20 protein-coding genes are annotated in these 23,655 nt (G+C 28.5%); 17 read left to right on the top strand and 3 right to left on the bottom strand.

Annotated features, from left to right (window positions below):
* Positions 1-4: 4 nt before the first annotated feature.
* From WJW32_RS10120 to WJW32_RS10105, 4 genes are all read left to right on the top strand, one after another.
* On the top strand, positions 5-2,239 hold the full coding sequence (locus tag WJW32_RS10120) for a hybrid sensor histidine kinase/response regulator (RefSeq protein ID WP_340257916.1): 2,235 nt from the start codon (positions 5-7) through the stop codon (positions 2,237-2,239).
* Positions 2,240-2,269: 30 nt separating this feature from the next.
* On the top strand, positions 2,270-3,301 hold the full coding sequence (cheB, locus tag WJW32_RS10115; protein WP_340257914.1) for a chemotaxis-specific protein-glutamate methyltransferase CheB: 1,032 nt from the start codon (positions 2,270-2,272) through the stop codon (positions 3,299-3,301).
* Between the two features lie 50 nt (positions 3,302-3,351).
* The gene (locus tag WJW32_RS10110) at positions 3,352-4,713 is read left to right on the top strand and encodes a diguanylate cyclase domain-containing protein (protein ID WP_340257912.1); all 1,362 of its coding nucleotides are present in this window, start codon (positions 3,352-3,354) and stop codon (positions 4,711-4,713) included.
* Between the two features lie 199 nt (positions 4,714-4,912).
* Entirely contained in the window at positions 4,913-7,135 is a 2,223-nt protein-coding gene (locus tag WJW32_RS10105) for a diguanylate cyclase (protein WP_340257910.1), read from the top strand.
* A 46-nt stretch (positions 7,136-7,181) separates the two neighbouring features.
* Here the strand turns inward: WJW32_RS10105 and WJW32_RS10100 are convergent, their stop codons facing one another.
* The gene (locus WJW32_RS10100) at positions 7,182-8,267 is read right to left on the bottom strand and encodes a GerAB/ArcD/ProY family transporter (protein ID WP_340257908.1); all 1,086 of its coding nucleotides are present in this window, start codon (positions 8,265-8,267) and stop codon (positions 7,182-7,184) included.
* A gap of 232 nt (positions 8,268-8,499) precedes the next feature.
* On the opposite strand from WJW32_RS10100, the gene WJW32_RS10095 reads away from it, so the two are divergent.
* From WJW32_RS10095 to WJW32_RS10045, 11 genes are all read left to right on the top strand, one after another.
* Positions 8,500-9,183, top strand: a complete 684-nt coding sequence (locus WJW32_RS10095; RefSeq protein WP_340257906.1) for a Crp/Fnr family transcriptional regulator — start codon at positions 8,500-8,502, stop codon at positions 9,181-9,183.
* A 117-nt stretch (positions 9,184-9,300) separates the two neighbouring features.
* The gene (locus WJW32_RS10090) at positions 9,301-10,644 is read left to right on the top strand and encodes a M20 family metallopeptidase (RefSeq protein WP_340257904.1); all 1,344 of its coding nucleotides are present in this window, start codon (positions 9,301-9,303) and stop codon (positions 10,642-10,644) included.
* A gap of 18 nt (positions 10,645-10,662) precedes the next feature.
* Positions 10,663-12,171 (top strand): YfcC family protein, encoded by a 1,509-nt coding sequence (locus tag WJW32_RS10085; protein WP_340257902.1) that lies wholly within the window; start codon positions 10,663-10,665, stop codon positions 12,169-12,171.
* A 200-nt stretch (positions 12,172-12,371) separates the two neighbouring features.
* Entirely contained in the window at positions 12,372-13,649 is a 1,278-nt protein-coding gene (locus WJW32_RS10080) for an ABC transporter substrate-binding protein (protein ID WP_340257900.1), read from the top strand.
* 229 nt (positions 13,650-13,878) lie between these two features.
* The gene (locus WJW32_RS10075; protein ID WP_340257898.1) at positions 13,879-14,820 is read left to right on the top strand and encodes a carbohydrate ABC transporter permease; all 942 of its coding nucleotides are present in this window, start codon (positions 13,879-13,881) and stop codon (positions 14,818-14,820) included.
* A gap of 11 nt (positions 14,821-14,831) precedes the next feature.
* Positions 14,832-15,641: a carbohydrate ABC transporter permease gene (locus tag WJW32_RS10070; RefSeq protein WP_340257896.1), complete on the top strand. Its 810-nt coding sequence runs from the start codon at positions 14,832-14,834 to the stop codon at positions 15,639-15,641.
* Positions 15,642-15,654: 13 nt separating this feature from the next.
* On the top strand, positions 15,655-17,388 hold the full coding sequence (locus WJW32_RS10065) for a DUF4091 domain-containing protein (RefSeq protein ID WP_340257894.1): 1,734 nt from the start codon (positions 15,655-15,657) through the stop codon (positions 17,386-17,388).
* Between the two features lie 11 nt (positions 17,389-17,399).
* Positions 17,400-18,527, top strand: coding sequence for a GNAT family N-acetyltransferase (locus tag WJW32_RS10060; protein WP_340257892.1), 1,128 nt, complete (start codon positions 17,400-17,402; stop codon positions 18,525-18,527).
* A gap of 19 nt (positions 18,528-18,546) precedes the next feature.
* The gene (locus tag WJW32_RS10055) at positions 18,547-19,188 is read left to right on the top strand and encodes a cobalamin B12-binding domain-containing protein (protein WP_340257890.1); all 642 of its coding nucleotides are present in this window, start codon (positions 18,547-18,549) and stop codon (positions 19,186-19,188) included.
* Between the two features lie 2 nt (positions 19,189-19,190).
* A complete protein-coding gene (locus tag WJW32_RS10050; RefSeq protein ID WP_340257888.1) occupies positions 19,191-20,192 on the top strand; it encodes a uroporphyrinogen decarboxylase family protein in 1,002 nt (333 codons plus the stop codon).
* On the top strand, positions 20,192-20,827 hold the full coding sequence (locus tag WJW32_RS10045) for a hypothetical protein (RefSeq protein ID WP_340257886.1): 636 nt from the start codon (positions 20,192-20,194) through the stop codon (positions 20,825-20,827). Before WJW32_RS10050 ends, WJW32_RS10045 begins: the two co-directional genes overlap by 1 nt.
* A gap of 69 nt (positions 20,828-20,896) precedes the next feature.
* On the opposite strand, the gene WJW32_RS10040 is transcribed toward WJW32_RS10045, so the two are convergent.
* Both WJW32_RS10040 and WJW32_RS10035 read right to left on the bottom strand, forming a co-directional pair.
* On the bottom strand, positions 20,897-21,088 hold the full coding sequence (locus tag WJW32_RS10040) for an EscE/YscE/SsaE family type III secretion system needle protein co-chaperone (protein WP_340257884.1): 192 nt from the start codon (positions 21,086-21,088) through the stop codon (positions 20,897-20,899).
* A gap of 82 nt (positions 21,089-21,170) precedes the next feature.
* Positions 21,171-21,761, bottom strand: coding sequence for a 3'-5' exonuclease (locus WJW32_RS10035; protein ID WP_340257882.1), 591 nt, complete (start codon positions 21,759-21,761; stop codon positions 21,171-21,173).
* Between the two features lie 146 nt (positions 21,762-21,907).
* On the opposite strand from WJW32_RS10035, the gene WJW32_RS10030 reads away from it, so the two are divergent.
* A complete protein-coding gene (locus WJW32_RS10030) occupies positions 21,908-22,387 on the top strand; it encodes a QueT transporter family protein (RefSeq protein ID WP_340257880.1) in 480 nt (159 codons plus the stop codon).
* Between the two features lie 76 nt (positions 22,388-22,463).
* Positions 22,464-23,498 (top strand): FAD:protein FMN transferase, encoded by a 1,035-nt coding sequence (locus tag WJW32_RS10025; protein WP_340257878.1) that lies wholly within the window; start codon positions 22,464-22,466, stop codon positions 23,496-23,498.
* Positions 23,499-23,655: the final 157 nt, after the last annotated feature.

Below are 23,655 nucleotides of genomic sequence, written 5' to 3'. Positions count from 1 at the left end.
AGAAATGCATATAAATGATGCTGAGTTTTTTAAAAAGCTACGTTCTACCTTTACAATAGAGGCTCATGAGCATTTAAGAACTATTTCCTTGTCATTACTTGAATTAGAAAAAATATCTATTGAAGAAGATAAAAAAATAATTGTTGAAACGATACATAGAGAATTTCATAGTTTGAAAGGTGCATCAAGAGCAGTGAGTATGAAAGAGATTGAAAGTCTTTGTCATATTCTTGAAAATATATTCTCTAAAACAAAAAAAGAAACATTAGAATTAAATGAACAAATGTTTGATGTTTTCAATGAATCTATTGACACGATAGAAGATATTCTTTCTTTAAATGAAGATGAAATCAAAGATGTTTCAGTGATTATGGGGAAACTAAAAAAAATAGAATGTGGTAGTTTGACAAAAAATAAATCAATAAAATTTGATAGTAATGTAAATTTGAATAAAGATATAAAACCTGATATAAATATAAAACCTAAGTATGTACAAGAAGAAAATATTAATAATATAAAAGATTTTGAAGATATAAAAATTAAAGAAGACATAAAAACACAAGATAGTAATATTATTAAAGTTAATGAAGACAGAGCAAGCGAAATTGTTAGAGTTTCTAAATCTAAATTGGATTCCTTATTACTTCAGGGAGAAGAAATGATCTATGCAAAACTTACCTCTATTCAAAGAGCTAAGGAAATTAAAGAAATCAAGGAGTTACTTGATTTATGGAAAAAAGAAAATGACTATACATTTATTGAAATGCTTGAAAATAATATAGGAACTTTGTTAAAATCTGCTGAAAATGAGGCAAAAACAATAGAAACGATGACAGATACTTTTATAGAAGATATAAAAAAAATTATGCTACTCCCTTTTTCTTCTATAATAGAAATATTTCCTAAGATGGTTAGGGATTTGTCTAGATATATGGGTAAGGAAATTGAATTTATAAGCAAGGGAACAGAAATAGAAATTGATAGAAGAATTTTAGAAGAAATGAAAGACCCTTTTATGCATATTATTAGAAATTGTATTGATCATGGTATTAGAAAATTTTCTAAAGGAACAATAAAATTGAACATTATACAGGTAAGCAGTGATACAGTAAAAATTGAAATTTCTGATGATGGTGTGGGAATAGATATTGAAAAATTAAAAGAAAAAGCTGTTAAAAATGGTGTTTTGACACAAGGACAAGTTAATTCTATTGATGATGAAAGTGCAAAAATGCTTATTTTTAAATCGGGAATTTCTACTAGTGATATAATTACAGATATATCGGGTAGAGGATTAGGGCTTGCTATTGTACATGAAAAAGTACAAAAACTTGAAGGGACGATAAGTTTAAAAAGTGAAAAGGAAAAGGGAACTACATTTACAATTATGCTTCCTATAACTATTTCAACTAATAGAGGAATAATTGTAAGGGTAGAAAAACATGATTTTGTAATACCAACTGGAAAAGTTGAAAAGGTTATGAGAGTTAGTAAAGATGATGTCGAAATAATCGAAAATAGAGCTACTATATTAGTAGATGGATATATTATTCCTATTGTAAGGCTAAAAGATATTTTAGAAATACAAGATAAAAGAATAGAAGAATCATCTAGTGATGTTATTTCAATTTTAGTAGTAAATGATATGGAAAATAAAATTGCTTTAAGTGTGGATGAGATAATAATAGAGCAGGAAGTGCTTGTAAAAAGGTTTAATAAACAATTAAAAAAAGTTAGAAATATTACAGGAGCAACTATTCTAGGTTCGGGAGAGGTTGTACCTATATTAGCTGTAAATGATTTAATAAAATCATCACTTAAAAATGGAAATAAATCTTTAAATATTATTGATAATAGTGAAAAAGATATTATTCAAAGCAAAATGATTATTGTAGTAGAAGATTCAATTACATCAAGAACTCTTTTAAAAAATATATTGGAAAGCCATGGATATAGTGTAAAAACTGCAGTGAATGGACTTGAAGGTTGGAAGTTAATAAAATCTGAAAAATTTGATCTTGTAATAACAGATGTTGAAATGCCTGAAATGGATGGATTTGAATTAACATCAAAAATTAGAAATGATAGTGAAATTTCTGAAATACCTGTTATTCTTGTAACTTCACTTGAATCAAGAGAAGATAAGGAACGAGGTATAGATGTTGGAGCTAGCGCTTATATTGTAAAAAGTGATTTTCGACAAAATAATTTGTTAGAAACTATAAAAAGATTAATATAAAGATAAAAAATTTATTCAGGAGTGTAAAAAATGATTAAAGTACTTGTAGTTGAAGATTCTCCAACTATTCAACAATTAATAACATATATATTAAATTCTGATGAGAATATTGAAGTAATTGGAGTAGTTGATAATGGAGAAAAAGCAATTAAGTTTATAAATAAAAATAAGCCTGATATAATAACTATGGATATAAGTATGCCTGTAATGGATGGGTTTGAAGCAACAAAAAGGATAATGGAGACAAATCCTATACCTATCATAGTAATAAGTGGGCTTATTGATTCACATGATATAGATAGAACTTTTAAGGCTATTGAAGCTGGAGCTGTTTCTGTTATAGAAAAACCAGAAGGAATAAATCACGATGATTTTTATAAAATATCACAAAATATTACTGATACGGTTAAATTAATGTCAGAGGTAAAAGTCGTAAAGCGTAAAGCCGATTATAAAAATATTAAACTAAATTTATCAAGTGGTATTAAGCCAAACAATGTATTTTCTGATTTAAAAATAGCAGCTATAGGGGTATCTACAGGAGGTCCTCCTGTTCTTCAAACTTTATTTTCTAAACTTCCACATAATATTAAAATTCCTATACTTGTTGTACAGCACATATCGCCTGGTTTTTTAAATGGACTTATTGATTGGCTTTCTAAATTTACAGAGTATCCGATACATATAGCAATACAAGGACAAAAGGCATTACCTGGACATATTTATTTTGCACCAGATGGATTTCATATGGGGGTTAGATCTAATGGACAAATATTTTTAAATAGAGGTGAAAAAGAAAATGGGTTAAGGCCATCAGTTTCATATTTATTTAGATCTGTTGCAAAGTATTATGGTGAAAAGTCAATGGCTATTCTTCTTACAGGCATGGGAAAAGATGGAGCGCAAGAGTTGAAATTGCTAAAAGATAAAAATGCAATTACTGTAGCGCAAGATGAGAAGACTTCTGTAGTCTATGGTATGCCAGGAGAAGCTATAAAGCTTAATGCCGCTAAATACATCCTTTCGCCTGAAAAAATTGCAGAATTATTTGGTAAAATATAGAGTTGAAAGATAGCAATAGTTATTAATATACAGGGAGGGGAATAATATAAATGAATAGAGAAATACAAATTTTGGTTGTTGAAGATAGCTTAACTCAAGCTGAACAACTAAAGTTTATTCTTGAGAAAAAAAATTACAAAGTAATAATTGCAAATGATGGAGTGCAAGCTTTAGAATATATTAATAAATTTATTCCTGATTTAGTAATAACAGATATACTTATGCCTAAAATGGATGGATATGAATTGTGTCAAAGAATCAAAGAGGATGATACTTTAAATCATATTCCAGTCATTTTACTTACATCACTTTCAGACCCCATAGATGTTATAAAAGGATTAAAAGTTAAAGCAGATAACTTTATAACAAAACCATATAAGGAAAAATTTCTTGTTTCACGAATTCAACATATGCTAATTAATGTAGAGTTAAGAAAAAATAAAATTGGTGAAATGGGGATTGAAGTTTTTTTTGCAGGAGAAAAGCATTTTATTAATTCAGAAAGAATACAAATAATAGATCTTCTACTTTCAACATTTGAAAATGCTGTACAGAAAAGTAAAGAACTTGAAGATACGAATAATGAATTAAAAAAAGCATTCGAAACTATTAGAAAGCTTGAAAAAAATTATAGAGGAATTCTAGAAAGTAATACAGATGCTCTAGTAGTAATTAATCACAATAAAAAAATACTCTATCTTAATCCGGCAGCAAATAAGCTGTTTGGTGAGAACTATGAGAAATTAATATTTGATATTTTAGATTTCGATGATATTAAAAATGGGATTAAAGAAATTACAATAAATAATATGGATGGTAATCAAATTATTGGAGAAGTATGTATTTCAGAAACAGATTGGGAAGGTAAGGAAGCATATCTTTTATCTATTAGAGATACTACTGAAAAAGTACGTATTCGTGAAAAACTAAAAATTCAATCTCTTACAGATGAACTTACATCATTATATAATAGAAGAGGTTTTTTTAGTATAGTGGAGCATAAAATTAAATTTGCAAGACGTAATAAAAAAGGAATGGTATTATTTTTTATTGATATTGATGGTATGAAGTTTATTAACGATAATTTATCTCATAATCAAGGAGATTGTGCATTAGTTGGCGCTGCAAATATTTTAAAAGATACATTTAATGCAAATGACGTACTTGCAAGAATAGGTGGAGATGAATTTGCAGTTTTATGTATGAATGTAAATGAACAATATGGGAAAAAATTAATAAATAAACTTTTAGATAGACAAATGGAATTTAATTACAAGAACAATCATCCCTTTAATATATCTATGAGCATAGGATATTCATATTTTGATCCTGAAAATCCAATTGATATTAAGGAATTAATGGTTAGAGCTGATAAGTTGATGTATGAACATAAGAAAAGTAATCGAAATTAACCATGTTACAGAGAATATAACCGTACTAGATATAATCTGGTGCGGTTTTTTATTTAAAAATCAAATGAAATTTTTAATAGTATAGTTAATATTTGCTATACTATTATTAGAACTAACATTTTTCGAGAAAATATTATATAATTAACTTAAAAATGATGAAATTAGGAAAAAATATATTGCGGGGAGTAGGTGAATCAAAATGTTTAAGAAAAATACTAAAGGTTTATTAAACAATTTAGGATTTAAAGTAGGAGTTTATATGTTAATCGTTACAATTATACCATTAATCACTTATCTAATATTGAATAATATAGTTGTATCTACATACTTTTCAACAATAGAGCAGAGAAGTGTAATTGATAAAGCAGATAAAGTAGATAAAATTTTCCAATCAGAGGCATTAGCATTGGGAGAACTAGCAACAGATAGTGGGATATGGGATACTTTCTATCAAAAAATAGAAGAAGAAGACCTTGAATGGTTTAAAATGAATTATTCTGAGTGGAGTCCAGATAATTTTTCTATAGATTTGATAGTTATAGCAGATAAAAATAGAAAAATTATTGACCAATATGGACTAAAATATATCGATGATACACAATTGCTTGATGATAAAACCATTAATCGTGTATTAAGTGGTCGATATGATAAAAAGAATAAGTATCCAAGTGGTATGAAGATGTATAACGGGAATTTGTACATTATAGGAATTTCGCCTATTCTTTTATCAAATTATGAAGGGCCTTCTAGAGGTGTGGTTATTTTTGGTAAAAAAATCACGCCTGAATATCTTCAGAATATAAAAGATAAGTTCGGATATAATATGTTATTTTCTTATGGGAATGAGATTGTTTCAAATACAGAAATAAATAAAGAAATAAATAAAGAAAGTATTGGTATACTTAGAAAGTTAAACAATCAAGAAATATTTAAGATAGGAAAATCAAAGATTATTGGAAGTATAGCTATTAAAGATATTTCTGACAAGAAATTAGGAAAACTCTATGTTGTTGAATCAAGGGATATATTTCTCTCCACACTTAGATTAATGCGAAAGAATGCTTTCTTTATTTTTATTTTATCTTGTATTTTAAGTCTACTATTAGGTATTAAATTAAAAAATATGATTGTTTACCCAATGAAAGCATTTGAAAACGAAATTACTAAAATGGGAGATGAAAATTTACCAATACATATAGAAACGAAGGGACCAAATGAATTTATTAATTTTTCTAATATTCTTGCAAAATCTTTAAATCAAATGAATCATAGCATTTATCGATATAAAAAAGAAAACAAACATTTAAGGTTGATTTCTAATACAGATGGATTAACTTCGTTATATAATCATAGATATTTTTATGAGTGTTTTAATGAAAAAATAAGTTTAGGGTGTAGACCAATAACAGTGTTATTTTGTGATATCGATAAATTTAAATTAATAAATGATATTCATGGACATACCATTGGAGATATGATTTTGAAAGAAATAGGAAACATTATAAAGGAATCAGCACAAGAAAATGGATTGATTTTTCGATATGGCGGAGAAGAGTTTGTTGTGATGTTGGATAATTATACTGAGGAAAAATCTTTTAGTTTAGCAGAAGATATTAGAATCAATATTATAAAATCTAAAAAAATTCAAAAGTATTCTGGGGACTTACCAGTTACCATTAGTATTGGTTTGGCATCTTATCCTGATGATTCAATAGATGCAAAGGATTTAATAGAAAAAGCTGATAAGGCTATGTATTTTGCAAAACAAAATGGTCGTAATCAGTGTTGTATCTATAAGGAAGAGATAGATACAATAATACTACAAGCTTCTATTGAGTTTGCAAAGCAAGAAATCTTAATAGATTCGGCTTTTGCTATAAGTGCAGCTATTGATGCTAAGGATATGTATACGGGTAAACATTCTGAATTGGTGACAAGATATTCACTTTTACTTGCTGAAAAACTTCAGTTGTCAGTACGGGACAAGTACGTATTAAGGATAGGAGCATTATTACATGACTGCGGAAAAATAGGAATTCCTGATGAGATTATTCATAAACCCACTAGGCTAACAGATGAAGAATTTAATATAATAAAAAATCATACTATATTAGGAAATAATATTGCAAAACATATTGTAAAAAATCCAGTAATTATTGCTTGTGTTAGAAACCATCATGAAAGATGGGATGGAAAGGGGTATCCAGATGGACTGGCAGGGGAGTCTATTCCTATACATGCCAGAATTGTATGTGTTGCAGATTCATATCATGCGATGATATCTGATCGACCATATAGAAAATCTTTGGCTCAAGATGAAGCTTTTAAGGAATTAAGAAAAAACAAAGGGACTCAGTTTGACCCTGATTTAGTGGAGGTATTTATTAAAACAGTTCAGGAAGAATCGGGAGTTGAATATTGATAAAAAAACATAAAATTCATGGAGATATTTAAATTAGATGCTCTTATTAAGGGCATCTTTTTGATATTCTTATTTTAGCAGCAATAAGTACAATAACAGGTAAGAATATTTCAAATATAAAAGTATAATAAAGCCAACCTGAAGAGTTCCAATCAACAAAATCCATTCTGCTATCAAATTCAATAAATGATAAATTAAGAAGAAGTAAGCAAATTGGTATTACTATAAAGCGATAATCACTAAAATTGAATAATTTACTGACTCCAATACATGTAGCAAGTAAAAGTATGCTTATTTTAATAAAACCTCCTATCATAAATACAAGTGATGATATTATTTCAAGTCTTTGAATAAAATCTCCTATATCTATCCTTGTAGCAGTATCATATGCAGAGTAATATTTTTGTAACGCGTCTGATGGAATTACAACTAAAACAGTAGATAAAGAAAGAAGTAGGGCACATATTCCCCCTATTAATAAACCTAATATATAGACATTATAATATGATTTTTTTGTCTTGAAACGTGAGAAAATCATTGCAAACATAACGGTTTCTCCAAAAGGAAATGTAAAAGATGAATAAGCTCCTTTAAGTACAGGAGTTATTCCTTTATCTAATATAGGAAAAACATTATTTATATCCATTTTAGGAACTAATAATAATACTTCAATAAGTACAAATAGTATAAATGGTATAATAAAAAAAATTGACCATCTACCTATTACTTCAATTCCTTCCTTAACAGCCCAAACACATAAGAATAAAAGAACTATCCTAGGCATAACCATAGGGGTTTCCATAAGAGCAGTATCTCTAATGAATTGACTGTTGTTTATTAAAACTTGAGACCCTTCTTCAAAAGCAAACCAGGTGAATAGTAATATAAATATCTTACCTATGAATTTCCCAAAGCAGATTTCACAAATATCAAATAAGTTTTTATCAGGAAAAATAAGGTGTAGTCTAACGAATATAAGAGATACAACAATACCCATAATTATAGATAATATAATAGCCAACCATACATCTTTTTTTGCTTCAAGTCCCAGGGAGAGTATAGAAGACGTTCCTGCTATAAAAATAGCAACAATAGATACCCCTTGTTTATCAGAAATAATTTCTCTATTCACTATAAGAGCCTCCAAATTATATATTCTAAATTATATTTTTAGCAAAAATGTATTTATTTATACATGGTTATCATGATCAAATGTACCATTGGAAATAAAACGATTAACGTGTTAAAATATAAAAGCACGCTAGTGAATATCTGATAAAATAAAATTACTATTGCACAAAAAAAGAAATTCGACTAGTAATATTTATAATGTAGGTGTTAATATTATTTTGAGAGGTATTATTATGTATGAAAAAATTTTTAATCAAGAAATACAAAAGGAAATGGACCATTTTTTTATAAATAATTTATCAGGTTATGGTAAAATTGAAACCTTGAGAAAAGGTCATGTTATAAATCAAAAAAATCCAGATAACATTTATGTTATTCTTGAAGGTGAGTTTAATCAAATCATGTATTCTAAAAATGGAGATGAGATAATTTTTTTTAGGATGACAGCTGGAGATATATTTGGAGAAACAGATTTTTTTGATAATAGTAGAACTTTTGTGATGTATAAGGCATTAAAAAATGCCAAAATATCCATTGTTAATAGAGAAATTTTAGAAACTAAGCTAATGGAATTCCCTAATATGTATAACTATTTTTTGAAGAGTATAATACGAAAACAAAGAATGATTATGATAGAACTTAGTAATTTTAAATTCAATGATTCTATTGGAAAACTAGCAGACTTTTTAGTAAGACTTTATTACACAGAAGATATAAATATAAATTTCAAAAACCATATAAGTATAGTATTAACTCATGAAGAAATAGCTAATAGAATAGGGCTCAACAGAACTACTGTTACAAATGTACTTAAAATTTTTAAAGATAGAAATCTTATAGAAGTAAAAGATAGGAAATTAATAATAAAAGATATACAAGGTCTTAAAAATTTAACAAATATACCATTAGAAGAATAATCATGACTATGACATGGTTGTTTTTTTTTTGACAAATTGTGACCTAGGCAACAGAAATTTTTTTAAATTTTATATAAAATTTTTATTGAACATAAAAAATATAAAAAGGGGCTATGTATGAAAATTATAAAAGAAAAAATCGAATTAAATTTTAATGATTTTGTTGCCGATCTTCAAAGTTTAATCAAAATACCAAGTGTATATGAAGAAGACAATAGTAAGTATCCCTTTGGAAAAAATATCGACGATGCTTTAAAAGAAATGCTATCAATTGCTGAAAAATTAGGTTTTAAAACATATTATGATCCTAATGGATATTATGGGTATGCTGAATATGGTAGTGGGGAAGAAATGGTTGGAGTATTGGGACATCTAGATGTCGTTCCAGCAGGAGATTTGAAAAAATGGAATACGAATCCTTTTGATCCTGTAATTGTAGATGGAAAATTATTTGGTAGAGGGACTCAAGATGATAAAGGACCAACTCTTGCCGCAATGTATGCTTTTAAGGCATTACTAGATTCTGATGCTATAATTAATAAGAAGATAAGATTTATATATGGTACAGATGAAGAAAACCTTTGGAAGGGAATCACTGAATATAACAAAAAAGAGATAATACCTGATTATGGATTTACTCCAGATGCTAATTTTCCGCTAATATATGCAGAAAAAGGTCTTTTACAAGTTGATTTAGTTGCTAAAAATGAAACAGATATAAGATTAAATGGTGGAGATGCTTATAATTCTGTTCCTTCAAATATGTCTTATGAATCTAAAAATCCACAGAAGTTAGAAGAAGCTCTTAAGGATTTAGGATTTGAATATAAAAGAGAAGATAACAATATAACAATTATTGGGAAAAGTGTGCATGCTAAAGATTCAGAAAAAGGTGTCAATTCTATAACTAGGTTATTAATAGCTATGAACAAAATTGGTCTTAAATCAAAAGCTATAGATTTTGTGGTAGACAATATTAAGGAAGATGCATATGCAACTAAGATATTTGGTGAATGTATAGATGAAGCTTCAGGTAATTTGAAGTTTAATATTGGAAAGATAAATATTGATGAAGACAAAGAGGTTTTAAATATAGATATTAGAATTCCTGTAACTGTTGAAAAGGACTTTGTTATAAGCAGATTGAATGAAGTAGCACAAAAATATGGTTTTGATATTGAAGAAAATGATTACTTAAGATCTATATATACTCCTCTTGATTCAGAATTAGTAAAAACTTTGATGGACTCTTATGTAGAAGTTACTGGAGATACAAAAAGTCAGCCTATTTCATCTGGTGGAGCAACTTATGCAAGAGCTATGGATAATTGTGTAGCTTTTGGACCAGCTTTTCCATATTCAAAAGAGACAGAGCATCAACCAAACGAGTACATTGAGCTAGATGAAATAAAAACAGCAATAGAGGTTTATTCATCAGCTTTAGTTAAATTATTAAAATAAAAAAGGAGGGTATTAAAAATGCAAAAAACTAAGAAAAAAATGAGTTTTCCAACTGCTTACACGGTATTATTTATTGTATTGATTTTAGCAGCAGTATTAACTCATACAGTTCCAGCAGGGTCTTATGGTAAACTATTATACGATGATTCTACACAAAAGTTTGTTGTTACTTCACCAGATGGTTCTACTAAAGAATATGAGGGAACTCAGGCAACTCTTGATGAATTAGGAATAAAAATAGACGTTTCTAAATTTACAGATGGAAGTATTTATAAAGCTGTAGCAATCCCTAATACATATGAACAACTTCCAAGTAATCCTCAAGGAATCAAAGAGGTTATTCAAGCTCCTATTCAAGGTGTTTATGAGACAATAGATATTGTTATGTTTGTATTTATAATTGGAGGTATAATAGGAGTATTAAATAATAGTGGAGCATTTGATGCAGGATTTGCAAGTTTATCTCGTGCAACAAAGGGAAGAGAGTATTTATTAATAGTTGTAGTTACTTTCTTAATTGCTCTAGGTGGTACAACTTTTGGATTAGCAGAAGAAACGATAGCGCTTTATCCAATATTAGTTCCGGTGTTTATGGTTGCAGGTTATGATGCAATTGTTTGTATAGCTGCTCTATACATGGGATCATCAATTGGTACAATGTTCTCAACTGTAAATCCTTTTTCTTCAGTTATAGCATCTAATGCGGCTGGAATAGCATTTACGAATGGGCTTAAATTTAGAATGGCGGGTCTTGTAATAGCTACTATAATAACTGTTGTATATATTATAAAGTATGCTGAAAAAATCAAGAAAGACCCATCAAAGTCTCTTATATTTAGTCAAAAAGAAGACTTAGAGAAGAAATTCTTAAATCAAAATAAAGAAGTTCCAGAGTTTACAGCTAGACGTAAATTTATGTTAACTATATTTACAGCTGCTTTTGGTGTTATGATCTGGGGTGTTTCATCTCAGGGATGGTGGTTCTTAGAAATGACAACGCTATTCTTTGTAGTTGGTATTATTATTTGTGTTATTTCTGGAATGGGTGAGAAGGAAGCCGTTCATCACTTTGTTGCAGGAGCTGCTGATCTTGTAGGTGTTGCACTTACAATCGGGGTAGCAAGAGCAGTTAACTTAATATTAGATAATGGACTTATTTCTGACTCAATACTTAATAGTGCTACACATGTAGTTCAAGGAATGAACGGAGGAATATTTGCTATATTAATGCTGTTTATATTCTCTGTTCTTGGATTCTTTATTCCATCATCATCAGGTCTTGCAGTTTTATCTATGCCTATAATGGCACCTCTTGCAGATACTGTTGGACTTCCAAGAGATGTTATTGTTAGTGCTTATCAATATGGACAAGGGTTAATGGCTTTTATAACTCCTACAGGACTTATATTAGTAACTCTTTCTATGGTAGATGTAACGTATGATAAGTGGTTGAAATTTATAATGCCTCTAATGGGTATAATAGCAGCATTCTCAGGAATTATGTTATTAGCACAAGCTTTAATTTAAATTTAAAGGACTATAATAATTTTTAATTATTATAGTCCTTTTTTAGTTTCTAAGAAAATTGTATTTTTTCGATATATAGATAAATTTTATTACAACAGATTCCAGTATAGGAAATTTCTATTCGACAAGTTGGGGCGAATATTGTATTATTTCAGTGTATAGAATTTTTAGAAATTAAAACATATGGGGGGATTTATTAGATGAGAAGAATATTTGCCATGGCTTTAATTTTAGTTATGACAGTATCTGTTCTAGCAGGATGTGGAGCCAATTCTACTGAAAAAGCAGAAGAAGCGACAAAAGAGTTAACTGTATGGTTACCTCCTATCGGGGAAAACGATAAGCCTGTCTGGGAGCCTATACTTAAAGAATTTGAAGAAAAAAATAACGTAAAAATTAATTTAGAAATAATACCTTGGGAAGGATACCCTGAAAAATATGCAACTGCAATCGCTGCAGGAGAAGGGCCTGATGTTGGATACATGTATGCAGAAATGTTTCCACAGTTCATCAAAATGGGAGCAGTTGAAGATTTAACAAAGTACCTAACAGAAAAAGATATGGAAAATTACATCTATATGGATGACTGTAAAATGTTAGATGGAATATATGGACTTGCAATAGAAGCTGCAAATCCAGCAGTTCTTTACTATAACAAAGACATATTAGAGAAACTTGGAGAAGAACCTCCGAAAACTTGGGAAGACTTCAGAAGAATAGCTAAAAAAGCGACAATAGATACTGATGGAGATGGAAAAATAGATCAATGGGGATTCTCTCAAGGATGGGGAGCAAACTTCTTTGGAGATCTTAACTGGAACTGGTATGGATTTTTATGGCAAGCAGGTGGAGAACTTTATAATGATGACTTAAAAACTGTAAGATTTAATGATGAAGCGGGATTAGAAGCTGCTCAATTCTTATATGATCTTAAGTTTAAAGATAAAGTAATTCCAGATAATGCAATGGCACAAACTAATAAAGAAATGTTACAAACTACATTTGGACCTGGAAAATCTGCATTTACAATTTGGCTTTCATCAGCGGCACATGAAATACTAGACAAGTCATTCCCAGACCTTAACTATGGATTTATAACTTCACTAGAAAATAAGGATATGGGAACATTTGCATCAGTTGATCAATTAACTTTAATGTCAGCAGCTGAAGATAAAGAATTGTCATTTAGCTTAATGCAACATATGTTAAGTGCTGAATCTATGACAAAATTCCATAAATATCATCCAAGAGCTCCAATATCTAAAGATGAACCATATCAAGGAGATCCACAACTAAAAGAAATGATAGAAAATGATCAAGGAATATACAGACCATTAGTTGTAGCTCCTCATGGTGTTGAGGTTTATGATTACCTATGGAAGCAACTACAAAGAATGATGGTTGGAGAAGTAGAACCTAAAGAAGCTTTAGATGAGGCAGCTAAATATGCAAATAACTTATTAGAAGAAGATCAGTAATTTTAATAAATAATATAAAGCGAAACTCAATTCAGATGGAGTTTTGACTCCGGCTGAATTTTTAGCTGAGCCAATCCAGAAGCTATAGAGTTCTTATGTCCATCTTTAAAAGGATGGAGCTTTAGAACTCTTAGCTTTCGGATAAATGAATTATTAGTTCAAAATCTACAGGATATACTGTAGATCTTGAAGTGGTAATTCTAAATTTAGATTTGAAGAGGAGATTTTTATGGAAGATATAGTTTTAAATGAAAATGAAGATTTAAAAAAATCTACAGTATTTAGCTTTAATAAAAGAAAAATAATCAAAAAATCTGCAGCTTATGGATATATACTTCCAATAGGTATATTATTGCTAAGCTTTTATGTACTTCCTATAATAATGTCTATATATTTTAGTTTTACAAAGTATAATATTATGGCTCCTGCAAAATTCGTTGGACTTAAAAATTATCTAAATCTTGCTCAAGATAAGATGTTTATAGCGTCACTTAAAAATACAATTATATATACAGCAGCGGTTGTACCAATTCAAACTACAATTGCTTTATTAATTGCTGTATGGATAACTAAAATGGAAAAAAGTAGATTAAATGAATTTGTTAAGGGAGCTATGTTCGTCCCTGTAATATCTTCTATGATTCTTATTGGAATTGTATGGAGAATATTTCTTAATGGAGAAGCTTCACCACTTAATATAATTTTTACTTACTTAGGATTTAACGCTCCTAACTGGATAGGAAATCCAAAACTTGCATTGCCTACAATTATGGGCATATCAATATGGAAAAATGTAGGGTACTTTATGGTTATATACATATCAGCTCTTATGGATATTCCAAAGAGTTATTATGAATCAGCTAGAGTTGATGGAGCGAGCAAACTGCATGAATTTTTTTATATAACTGTACCACTTTTAAAACCTACTACTATAATGGTTGTTTTTCTAGGTTGTATATGGTCACTTCAAACATTTGATCTTGTATATACATTAACAGGTGGAGGACCTGGTGTATCTACTATGACTATGGTATTACATATATATAATTTGGTTTTCAAGCAATTCAGAGCTGGATATGCAATGGCTGTTGCAAATGTATTATTTCTTGTAATCGCAATTATATCAATACTTCAAAGAAAACTACTTCAAAAAGATAAATCTATTTACTAAGGAGGAACTATATGAAAAGTATAAAAAGAATAATTGGAAACATAGTCTTACTTATGATTGCAAGTTGTATGGTAGTTCCTTTTATATATATGGTAATAACATCACTTAAGGTTACGTATACAGCTTACAATTTCGATTTTTCTTTAGCTGATATAACTTTACAAAACTATATAACTATAATTAGAGATACTAATTTTGTTCATTACTTCTTAAATAGTTTATTTATAGCTATATCAGGTGTTGTATTAAATGTATTGTTTAGTAGTTTAGCGGGATTTGCTTTTGCAAAAAAAGAGTTTCCAGGAAATGAAAAATTATTTTTCTTTATGATTATGACACTTATAATACCTTCTCAAGTAACGATGATTCCGCTTTATATAATAATGAGACAATTAGGGTGGATTAATAGTTACCTTGCACTTATACTTCCTATACCAACTGCTTTTGGTGTATTTTTAATGAGACAGGCAATACTTAATATACCTAATGATTTAATAGATTCAGCTAGGATAGATGGTTGTTCTGATATTAGAATATTTTTTCAAATAGTAGTTCCTTTAATAAAGCCCGCAATAATAACACTTACTATATTTACATTTATAGGTGCATGGAATGAGTTTTTATGGCCGCTAATTGTTACAACTAATGATTCAGTTAGAACCTTGACAGTGGGACTTTCAAGCTTAAATGCGCAATATACTGTTAATTATGGTTTGATTATGGCTGGATCTACATTAACTTTTTTACCATCTTTTATAATCTATTTAATTTTACAAAAACGATTTGTAGAAGGAGTTACTCTTTCTGGAATAAAGGGATAAAGGGGTGTTTAATTTGAATTTTGATATGAAGTTATATGATTCATCTGTAAAGCATATAAAAGGAAATGAAGAAAACTTAATAGAAATGAATCGAGAAATTAATATATTAAAACAAGAAGAATTTGGATTTCAAGTTCTTATAAACTCAGATAAAGATTATTTCTGTCAGTTAGGAAAAACTAATGATATTCATTGGAAAGGATTAGGAAATAAAATTCGTTTAGAATTAGATATAGATAAAAATTTAAGAAAACATTTCAAAATGAACTTTTTAGGATATGTAAAAGATGATATGAAAAATTTAGTTGCAGATCCTATACTAGATAAAAATTTGTTATATATAGAAAAAAATTACCAGATGATCTGGATAGAAGGAAAAATTCCTGAAAATTATGGTAAAGAGACTATTAAATTAAAGGTCCAGGCCTTTTACTCTGAGGGATATGACAGAGAAAAGATGATAGCAGAAAAAGAGTTAGAAATTAAAGTTATAGATTATACATTAAGACCAATAAAACAAGGCGAATTTTTCTTGGATTTATGGCAACACCTATGTAATTGGGCAAGAGTATATGATGTAGAGTATTTTTCAGATGAACACTTTGAAGTAATAGATAATTATATTAAGGACTTAGGGAATTTAGGACAAAGAGTTATAGATCTTGTAGTTACAGACTATTCATGGGCTGGGCAAAGATGTTTTGAAGTTGACGAAAACTTCTCTAATTTATTTGAGATGAACATTGTAAAAGTATTTAAGGATAAAGAAGGAAAAATAAAGTGTGATTTTTCTTTTTTAGATAGATATATAGATATATGCTTTAAGCATGGAATAAAACAAGAGATTAATTTATTTGGACTTATAGGAAATTGGGATGCTTTTTTATTTGGAAATCCTATAAAAGAACACAAAGATGCTTTAAGAGTTATATATTATGATGAAAATGATGGATGCTTTGATTATATAAAAAATAAAGAAGAATTAAAAGCTTACTTATCCTTGCTTTTTAATCATCTTGTACATAATGGATTATGGGAAAAGGTTCAAATAATGAGCGATGAGCCTGATAATGCTCAAATATTCAAAGAGTGCTCTGATTTTATACAATCAGCTATACCAGAGTATAAAATAAAGTATAAATGTGCAATCCATCATCAAGAGTTTTTTGATAAGCACGGTGATAATATACAATCATTATCTCTTAATACTTGTGAATTTGTAAATAATATAGATTCTATAGAAAAGCTTAAAAAAGAAATTAATAAAAGAGGTGGAGTTTTAACTTGGTATTCATGCTGTTTTCCAGAAAAACTGAATATATTTTTAAAATCACCTTTAATAGAAAGTAGACTTAAAGGATGGTTTACTTATTATTTTGATGTTGATGGATTTTTAAGATGGGCATATGGTATATGGCCTGGAAATGTTTTTGAAGATGCAAGCTATAAATATCCTAGATGGAATGCAGGCGACATGTTCTTTGTATATCCAGGGAAAAATTTAAAACCTATGCACAGTGTAAGATATAAAAACTTCTTATTTGGAATTCAAGACTTTAATATATTTAAGGAAATAGAGAAAAAAGGAATATCAAAAGATGAGATTTTAGATCAAATGAAAAATCTTTTAGGTAACAAAGAAGAAATGAGAGCTTTACCTGAAAGAAAAGTGAAGATGGAGTATTCGTTAGATTATAAGAAATATAATGATTTGAGAAACGAACTGGTACAAAAATATTTAGTTTAAAGGTGATAAAAATGATAAAGCCAAAGAGTGCAAAAATAGAAGAGTTTGAAGAGGTTATAAAGCTTATAAATAAGGTGTTTAGAATATCTAATGGATATAATCCTACTATGCAACAAGAATTTCCGCTGCTTCTTAATAAAAATAATATAGACAATATGATCGTCATACAAGAAAATGAAAATATAGTGTCAGATGTAAATTACTTGATTCAAGATGTACTTATACAAGGAGTTAAGTTAAAAGTTGCATCAATAGGAGCTGTTTGTACTGACCCAGAACATGAGGGAAAAAGGTATTCATCAAAAATTTTAGATAAAGTAGAAGAAAAAATGTACGATGATGGTGTAGATATAGTACTGATATCAGGAGATAGAAGTTTATATACAAGAAGAATGTGTAGCAAAGTTAAAAACTTCTATAAGTATACTATGGTTCCTAAAGATATTGCATTAAACTTAGATATACAAGAATACAATGAAAAATATATAAATGAAATGATACAAATGTACAATCACAACTCTACAAGATATTTTAGAACGAAAGAAGAGTTTGAAATATTATTAAAAGCAGCTACAATACCGTGGGGAAACTATACATATAAAAAATTAGTAATAAAAAAAGATGATAAATTAATTGGATATATAGTTATTAGAATAATAGATAAGCAAGGTAAAAAATTAGGACAAATTATAGAATTAAATTTAGCATCTAATTATATATCTCATACTATTTCTTATCTTGCATATAAATACGATTTAGATTATGTAGATTATTGGGTACATGTAAAAGACTATAACAATCATATAGAAGAATATGATGAAGCATGTATTGACCATCTTCATGGAACTATAAAAATCATAAATTATGAAAAACTATGTAGAAGCTTATATGATTATTTTGCTCAATATGTAGATAAGGAAGTTTTAGATAATATGGAGTTTAAAGATTTAAATGAAAAATATCTAATAAAATATAAAGATGAAGAACTTTTGATAGAGAATGTAGAGGTTTTAAATAAATTGATTTTTGAAGGAAAAGTTAAAGAAGAATCTTTAAACAAAAAGCCCTATATTAAAGAGTTTATACAAGATGTATTCCCAATAAATTTTGTATGGTCAGCTAATCTTAACTATCAATAAAGGGTAAAGGGGATATTACATGAATGATATATTAACAAAAATCTCAGACTGTATAGTAAATATGGAAGAACGAAATATCGAAAATTTAATTATAGAGGCTTTAAACTGTGATGATATTAATATAGATGATATTTATAATAAAGGGTTAAATTTTGGAATGAATAAAGCTATAGAGCTATTTGAAAATAAAAAATATTATATACCAGAGGTTATAGTTTGCGCAGATACTCTAAATAAAGGACTTGAAGTATTAAGACGTTATGGAAAAATAAATAAAAAAAGCAAGGGAAAAGTAGTTTTTGCTGTAGTTAAAGGGGATACTCATGAAATAGGGAAAAATATTGTAAAAATTATGCTTGAAGCCAGTGGATATGAAGTTATAGATCTTGGAGTAAATATAGATAATGAAGATATAATAGAAGTAGCTATAAAGGAAGAAGCTCAGGTTATAGGAGTTTCATCTATGATGACTACTACTATGACCCAAATGAAAAAATTAATAGAGAAGTTAAATAGCATAGATGTTCAAAAAAAACCATATGTAATTATAGGTGGAGGTTGTATAACACAAAACTATGCTATAGAAATAGGCGCTGATGGCTATTCAGAAAATGCTCCAAAGGCAGTAAAACTTGTAGATAAATTAATTGGGGGACTATAAAAATGACTTTATTAGAATATATAAATAGTGAAGAAAGAGGATTTTTTCTTCCTGATATGGGAACTAATGGATTATTTTTAACTAATTATAAAGCCTATGATGTGTATGAAAATCCAAGTAAGCAATTAGAATTGGCAAAGATTATGGATGAAACCTTTGAGTCTGACTTTATATATTCATTTTGTGATGGGATAATCTTTTGTGAAACATTGGGTCTTGATATATTAAAATCAGATTACGATTTTCCAAGTGTATTAAACCATCCAATCACAGATATAGAAATATTAAAAAAATATGAAATTCCAGATCCTTATAAGAGTGGCAGAATGCCCGTTAACCTTGAAAGTTTGTCATTGATAGCAAATAATATAAAAAAACCCTTGTATGTTTCTATACAAGGACCATTCACATTAGCAGTACAGCTTGCGGGAGCTACTCATCTTTTGAGAAGTATAATAACTAATCCTGAATTTGTGGAAAAGTTAATAGAGTTTACTACAGAAACTGTTAGAAGATATAGTGTAGCAGTGAACAAGGCAGGGGCTAAATTTATATCTATGTCAGAACCCGCAGCAGTTACCTTAAATCCAGAAAGATTTGATAAATATGTTGTACCGAATGTAGAAAAAATATACGATGAATTGACTTGCTGGAAGAGTATGCACATATGTGGAGATACTTCTTATATATTAGATAATATGTTGAGTTGTAATTTAGATGCCGTAAGCTTGGATCAAATTATGAATTATGAAGATGTGAAATCTAGAATACCAAATGATATTGTACTAATAGGAAATCTTGATCCTATAGAACTTTTAGGAAGAGGAAAACCAGAAGATATAAAAAAAGAAACTATAAAGTTGATGAAAGTTATGAGAGAAAATGATAATTATTTATGTGCTTTTGGTTGTAATTGTTTAAATGATACACCAGTAAAAAATCTGCAAAGTGCAATTGAAACGGGTAGAATGAGTTATAAGGAATTAGATAGGATAGAGGTATAATGAAAAATATTGATAATATTTATATAGATAAAAACAAAGTACTAAAATTTCTAGGTTATTTTAAAAGAAAACCTCAAGAAATTATAATAAGAAAAATTGATGAAGAATGTAATATAGCAGATACGTTTATAAAACCAAAGGTATATTTAAAACAATTTAAAATAAATCATGATGACAATCAAATAATTATTGAAGATAAATATATACTTAAAGGAAAATATGCGTTTGATAAATTAAAAGAATGTAAAAGTATTTATGTAGCACTGTACACTATAGGAGAAGATATAGAAGATAGGATAAATTATTATACTAATAATAATGAAATGATAAGAGGGATGGTATTAGACAAAATAGGTATAGTTGCACTAGATTATATAAATGATAAAATAAAATCTAATATCTTAAATGAAATATCAGATTTAAAAATATCGGCAGAAATATATCCAGGTGAAAGGGATTTTGAAGTATCAAACCAAAAAATAATATTTGAGTTATTAAAGGATGAAAATAGTTATATTAAAATTAATGAACATTATCAGTTTTTTCCAATAAAAACTGTAGGTGTTATATTTGGAGTAGGATTGAAGGAAAATAATATAGATAGATGTGAAAACTGTAAAAATAAATGTTATTAAAAACCACACTAAATACAATCTAGTGTGGTTTTTATATAGATATATTAAAGTAAGAAATTATAATCTATACTATTCTTGATAATTATTTAAAGTATTGTTAACTGATTGCATAGCACTGTTAACAGCATTTAAAGTTTCTTGTATCTTTTGTCTGTTTTGTGTTTTTTCTACTGTACTAAGAGCGTTATTTAAGCAATCAGTAGCACTTTGAAGTTGTTGTTGAACTTGTTGAACTTGTTGTTTAGCATTGTTATTTTGCATTTGAATACCTCCATAATATATTAGATTTGTGCTACGAATATATTATGTCTTTTTTTAAAAGTATAATTCACAGATTTATAAATTACAAATTATAACCAAGTTTTTTTGCTTTATAATAACAAGATACAAGTGCAGCAACATCATATCTAGCATCGTGAAAGTTTACATCATCACAGCTGAAAAGTCTTTTAGCTCCATCTAAAACTTTATCAGGTTTTATTTGAAGAAACTGCATGGATTCTTCAAGTCTAGGTTTTTTTATTCTTCCACTTTTATTTTTTAAATTCATTATAGGTTTGAAGTATTCCATAGTACAGAAAAAATCATGTGGATACCAGACTACACTACCAAGCCTATTGAATTCAGCTTCTACGAATTTTTTATCAAAGTTTACATTGTGAGCTATAAAAATACCTCCCTGTAAATCATTTGCAACTTCTTTATAAACATCTTCAAACTTTTGGCCGTTTGACAATGATTTTAATATATTGACACTGAATCCGTGCACTTGCTGTGCTGATGGCTCTACATAATCAACATCAAAAAAGAAGTTCTTAGCATATGCAACCTTTTCTTCACCTTTATCGTTTATATCGCATACACAGTATGTAAGTTGAAGTATTTGTCCAGGGTTTAATCCTGTTGTTTCCGTGTCTATAAAAATTTTTTTCATAAAAATCTCTCCTTCTAAAGCTGTTACTATAAGTATACACTATTTCAGAGATTGATTGAACTTAGGAATTTATGTTATAATAAAATGCTGCTGAAGTGTTCACCTTGCATAACCACTTCTAAAAGAAAACAAGGAGGTATAATAATATGAAATTAGATTCAAAAAAAATAGCAATTATAGGAATAGTTGCTGCTATTTATGCTGTAGCTACTATAGCTATAGCACCTATAAGTTATGGTGCGATTCAATTTAGGATATCAGAGATTTTAATTTTACTTGCATTTATAAATCCTATCTACATACCAGGCTTAGTTTTAGGATGTATTATAGCTAATTTCTTTAGTCCACTTGGAATGGTGGATGTTGTAGTAGGAAGTACAGCTACACTTATAAGTGTATACTTAATAAGTAAGAGCAAAAATTTATTAATAGCAAGTCTTTGGCCGAGTATAATAAATGGTTTGATAATCGGAGCAGAGCTTCATTATCTATTCAATTTACCATATTTAAGTTCAGCAGCATATGTATTAATTGGAGAATTTGCAGTGGTGACATTACTGGGATATCCGGTATTTAAAACTATTTTAAATAAAGAGAGTTTTTTAAAAACACTCAAACTAGGGTAAAAAAAAGAAACAATTAGGGTAAGCTAATTGTTTCTTTTTTTAGATGACAAAATCAGTGTGAAAGGAAAGTGTACATATGAAAAAAATAATGGTATTTATTTTATCTATAAGTTTAATACTTGGAATTACAGGTTGTTCTAAAAAGGAAATAACTCCTGTATCAAGAGAGACATTTGCACTTGGAACAATAATAGATTTTAAGATCTATGATAAAGACCAAGATAAGGCCAATAAGGTTATAGATGAATGTATAGAAAGAATAAAGGATATAGAAAAGAAAATGTCTGCCAATATAGACCATAGTGAGGTAATGACTGTAAATAAAAATGCAGGGAAACAAAGTGTTAAAGTAAGTGATGAAACTATGTATGTAGCTAAAAAATCACTTGAATACAGCTATATTACAAATGGAAAATTCAATCTTACTGTATATCCTCTAGTGAATCTTTGGGGGATAGGAACTAAAAAGGCTAGAGTTCCATCTCAAAGTGAGATAGATGAGGCGATAAGTAATATAGATTATAATGATGTTGTATTTGATGAGACTCAAAAGACCATATACTTAAAAAGAGAAAACCAAGGTATAGATCTTGGGGCTATAGCAAAAGGTTATGTTGGAGATGAAATAAAGAAGATTTTTATAGAAAATGATATAAAATCTGCATTCGTCAATTTAGGTGGAAATGTAATGGCGTATGAGACTAAAGTAGATGGGTCGAAATGGAGAATAGGAATACAAAACCCTTTAGAAATTAGAGGAGAATATCTTGGAGTTGTAAGAGTAGAAAATAAATCTATAGTTACATCTGGAAATTATGAAAGATATTTCGAACAAGATGGGAAACGATATCACCATATATTAGATGCTACAACTGGATACCCTGCAGATACTGGAGTTATAAGTACAACTATTATAACAGAGAGAGGGATAGATGCAGATGCTCTATCTACTAGCACTTATTTAATAGGACTTGATGAAGGTATAAAGCTTATAGAGTCAATGGATGGGGTTGAGGCTATATTTGTAACTAAGGATAAAGAAGTTTATACAACATCTGGACTTAAGGATCGTTTTGAACTTACAAACGAGGAATTTATTTATAAAAAATAAGTGTATTAGTGCTTAATAGAAAAATGAAGGTCATTGGAATAAGGCTATGTAACTAAAAGTAGCTACCTAAATTTCGTACAAATGTAATTATTTATTCACTATAAAATACCAATTGATCAAATCTCTAATTTGGAAAAATTATAGCTCTTAATCCCAA

The organism is Tepidibacter sp. Z1-5, assembly GCF_037844525.1.
Taxonomy (GTDB): domain Bacteria; phylum Bacillota; class Clostridia; order Peptostreptococcales; family Peptostreptococcaceae; genus Tepidibacter_A.
The sequence above is the reverse complement of the archived record's forward strand: the minus strand, read 5'-3'. Positions and strand labels throughout refer to the sequence as shown.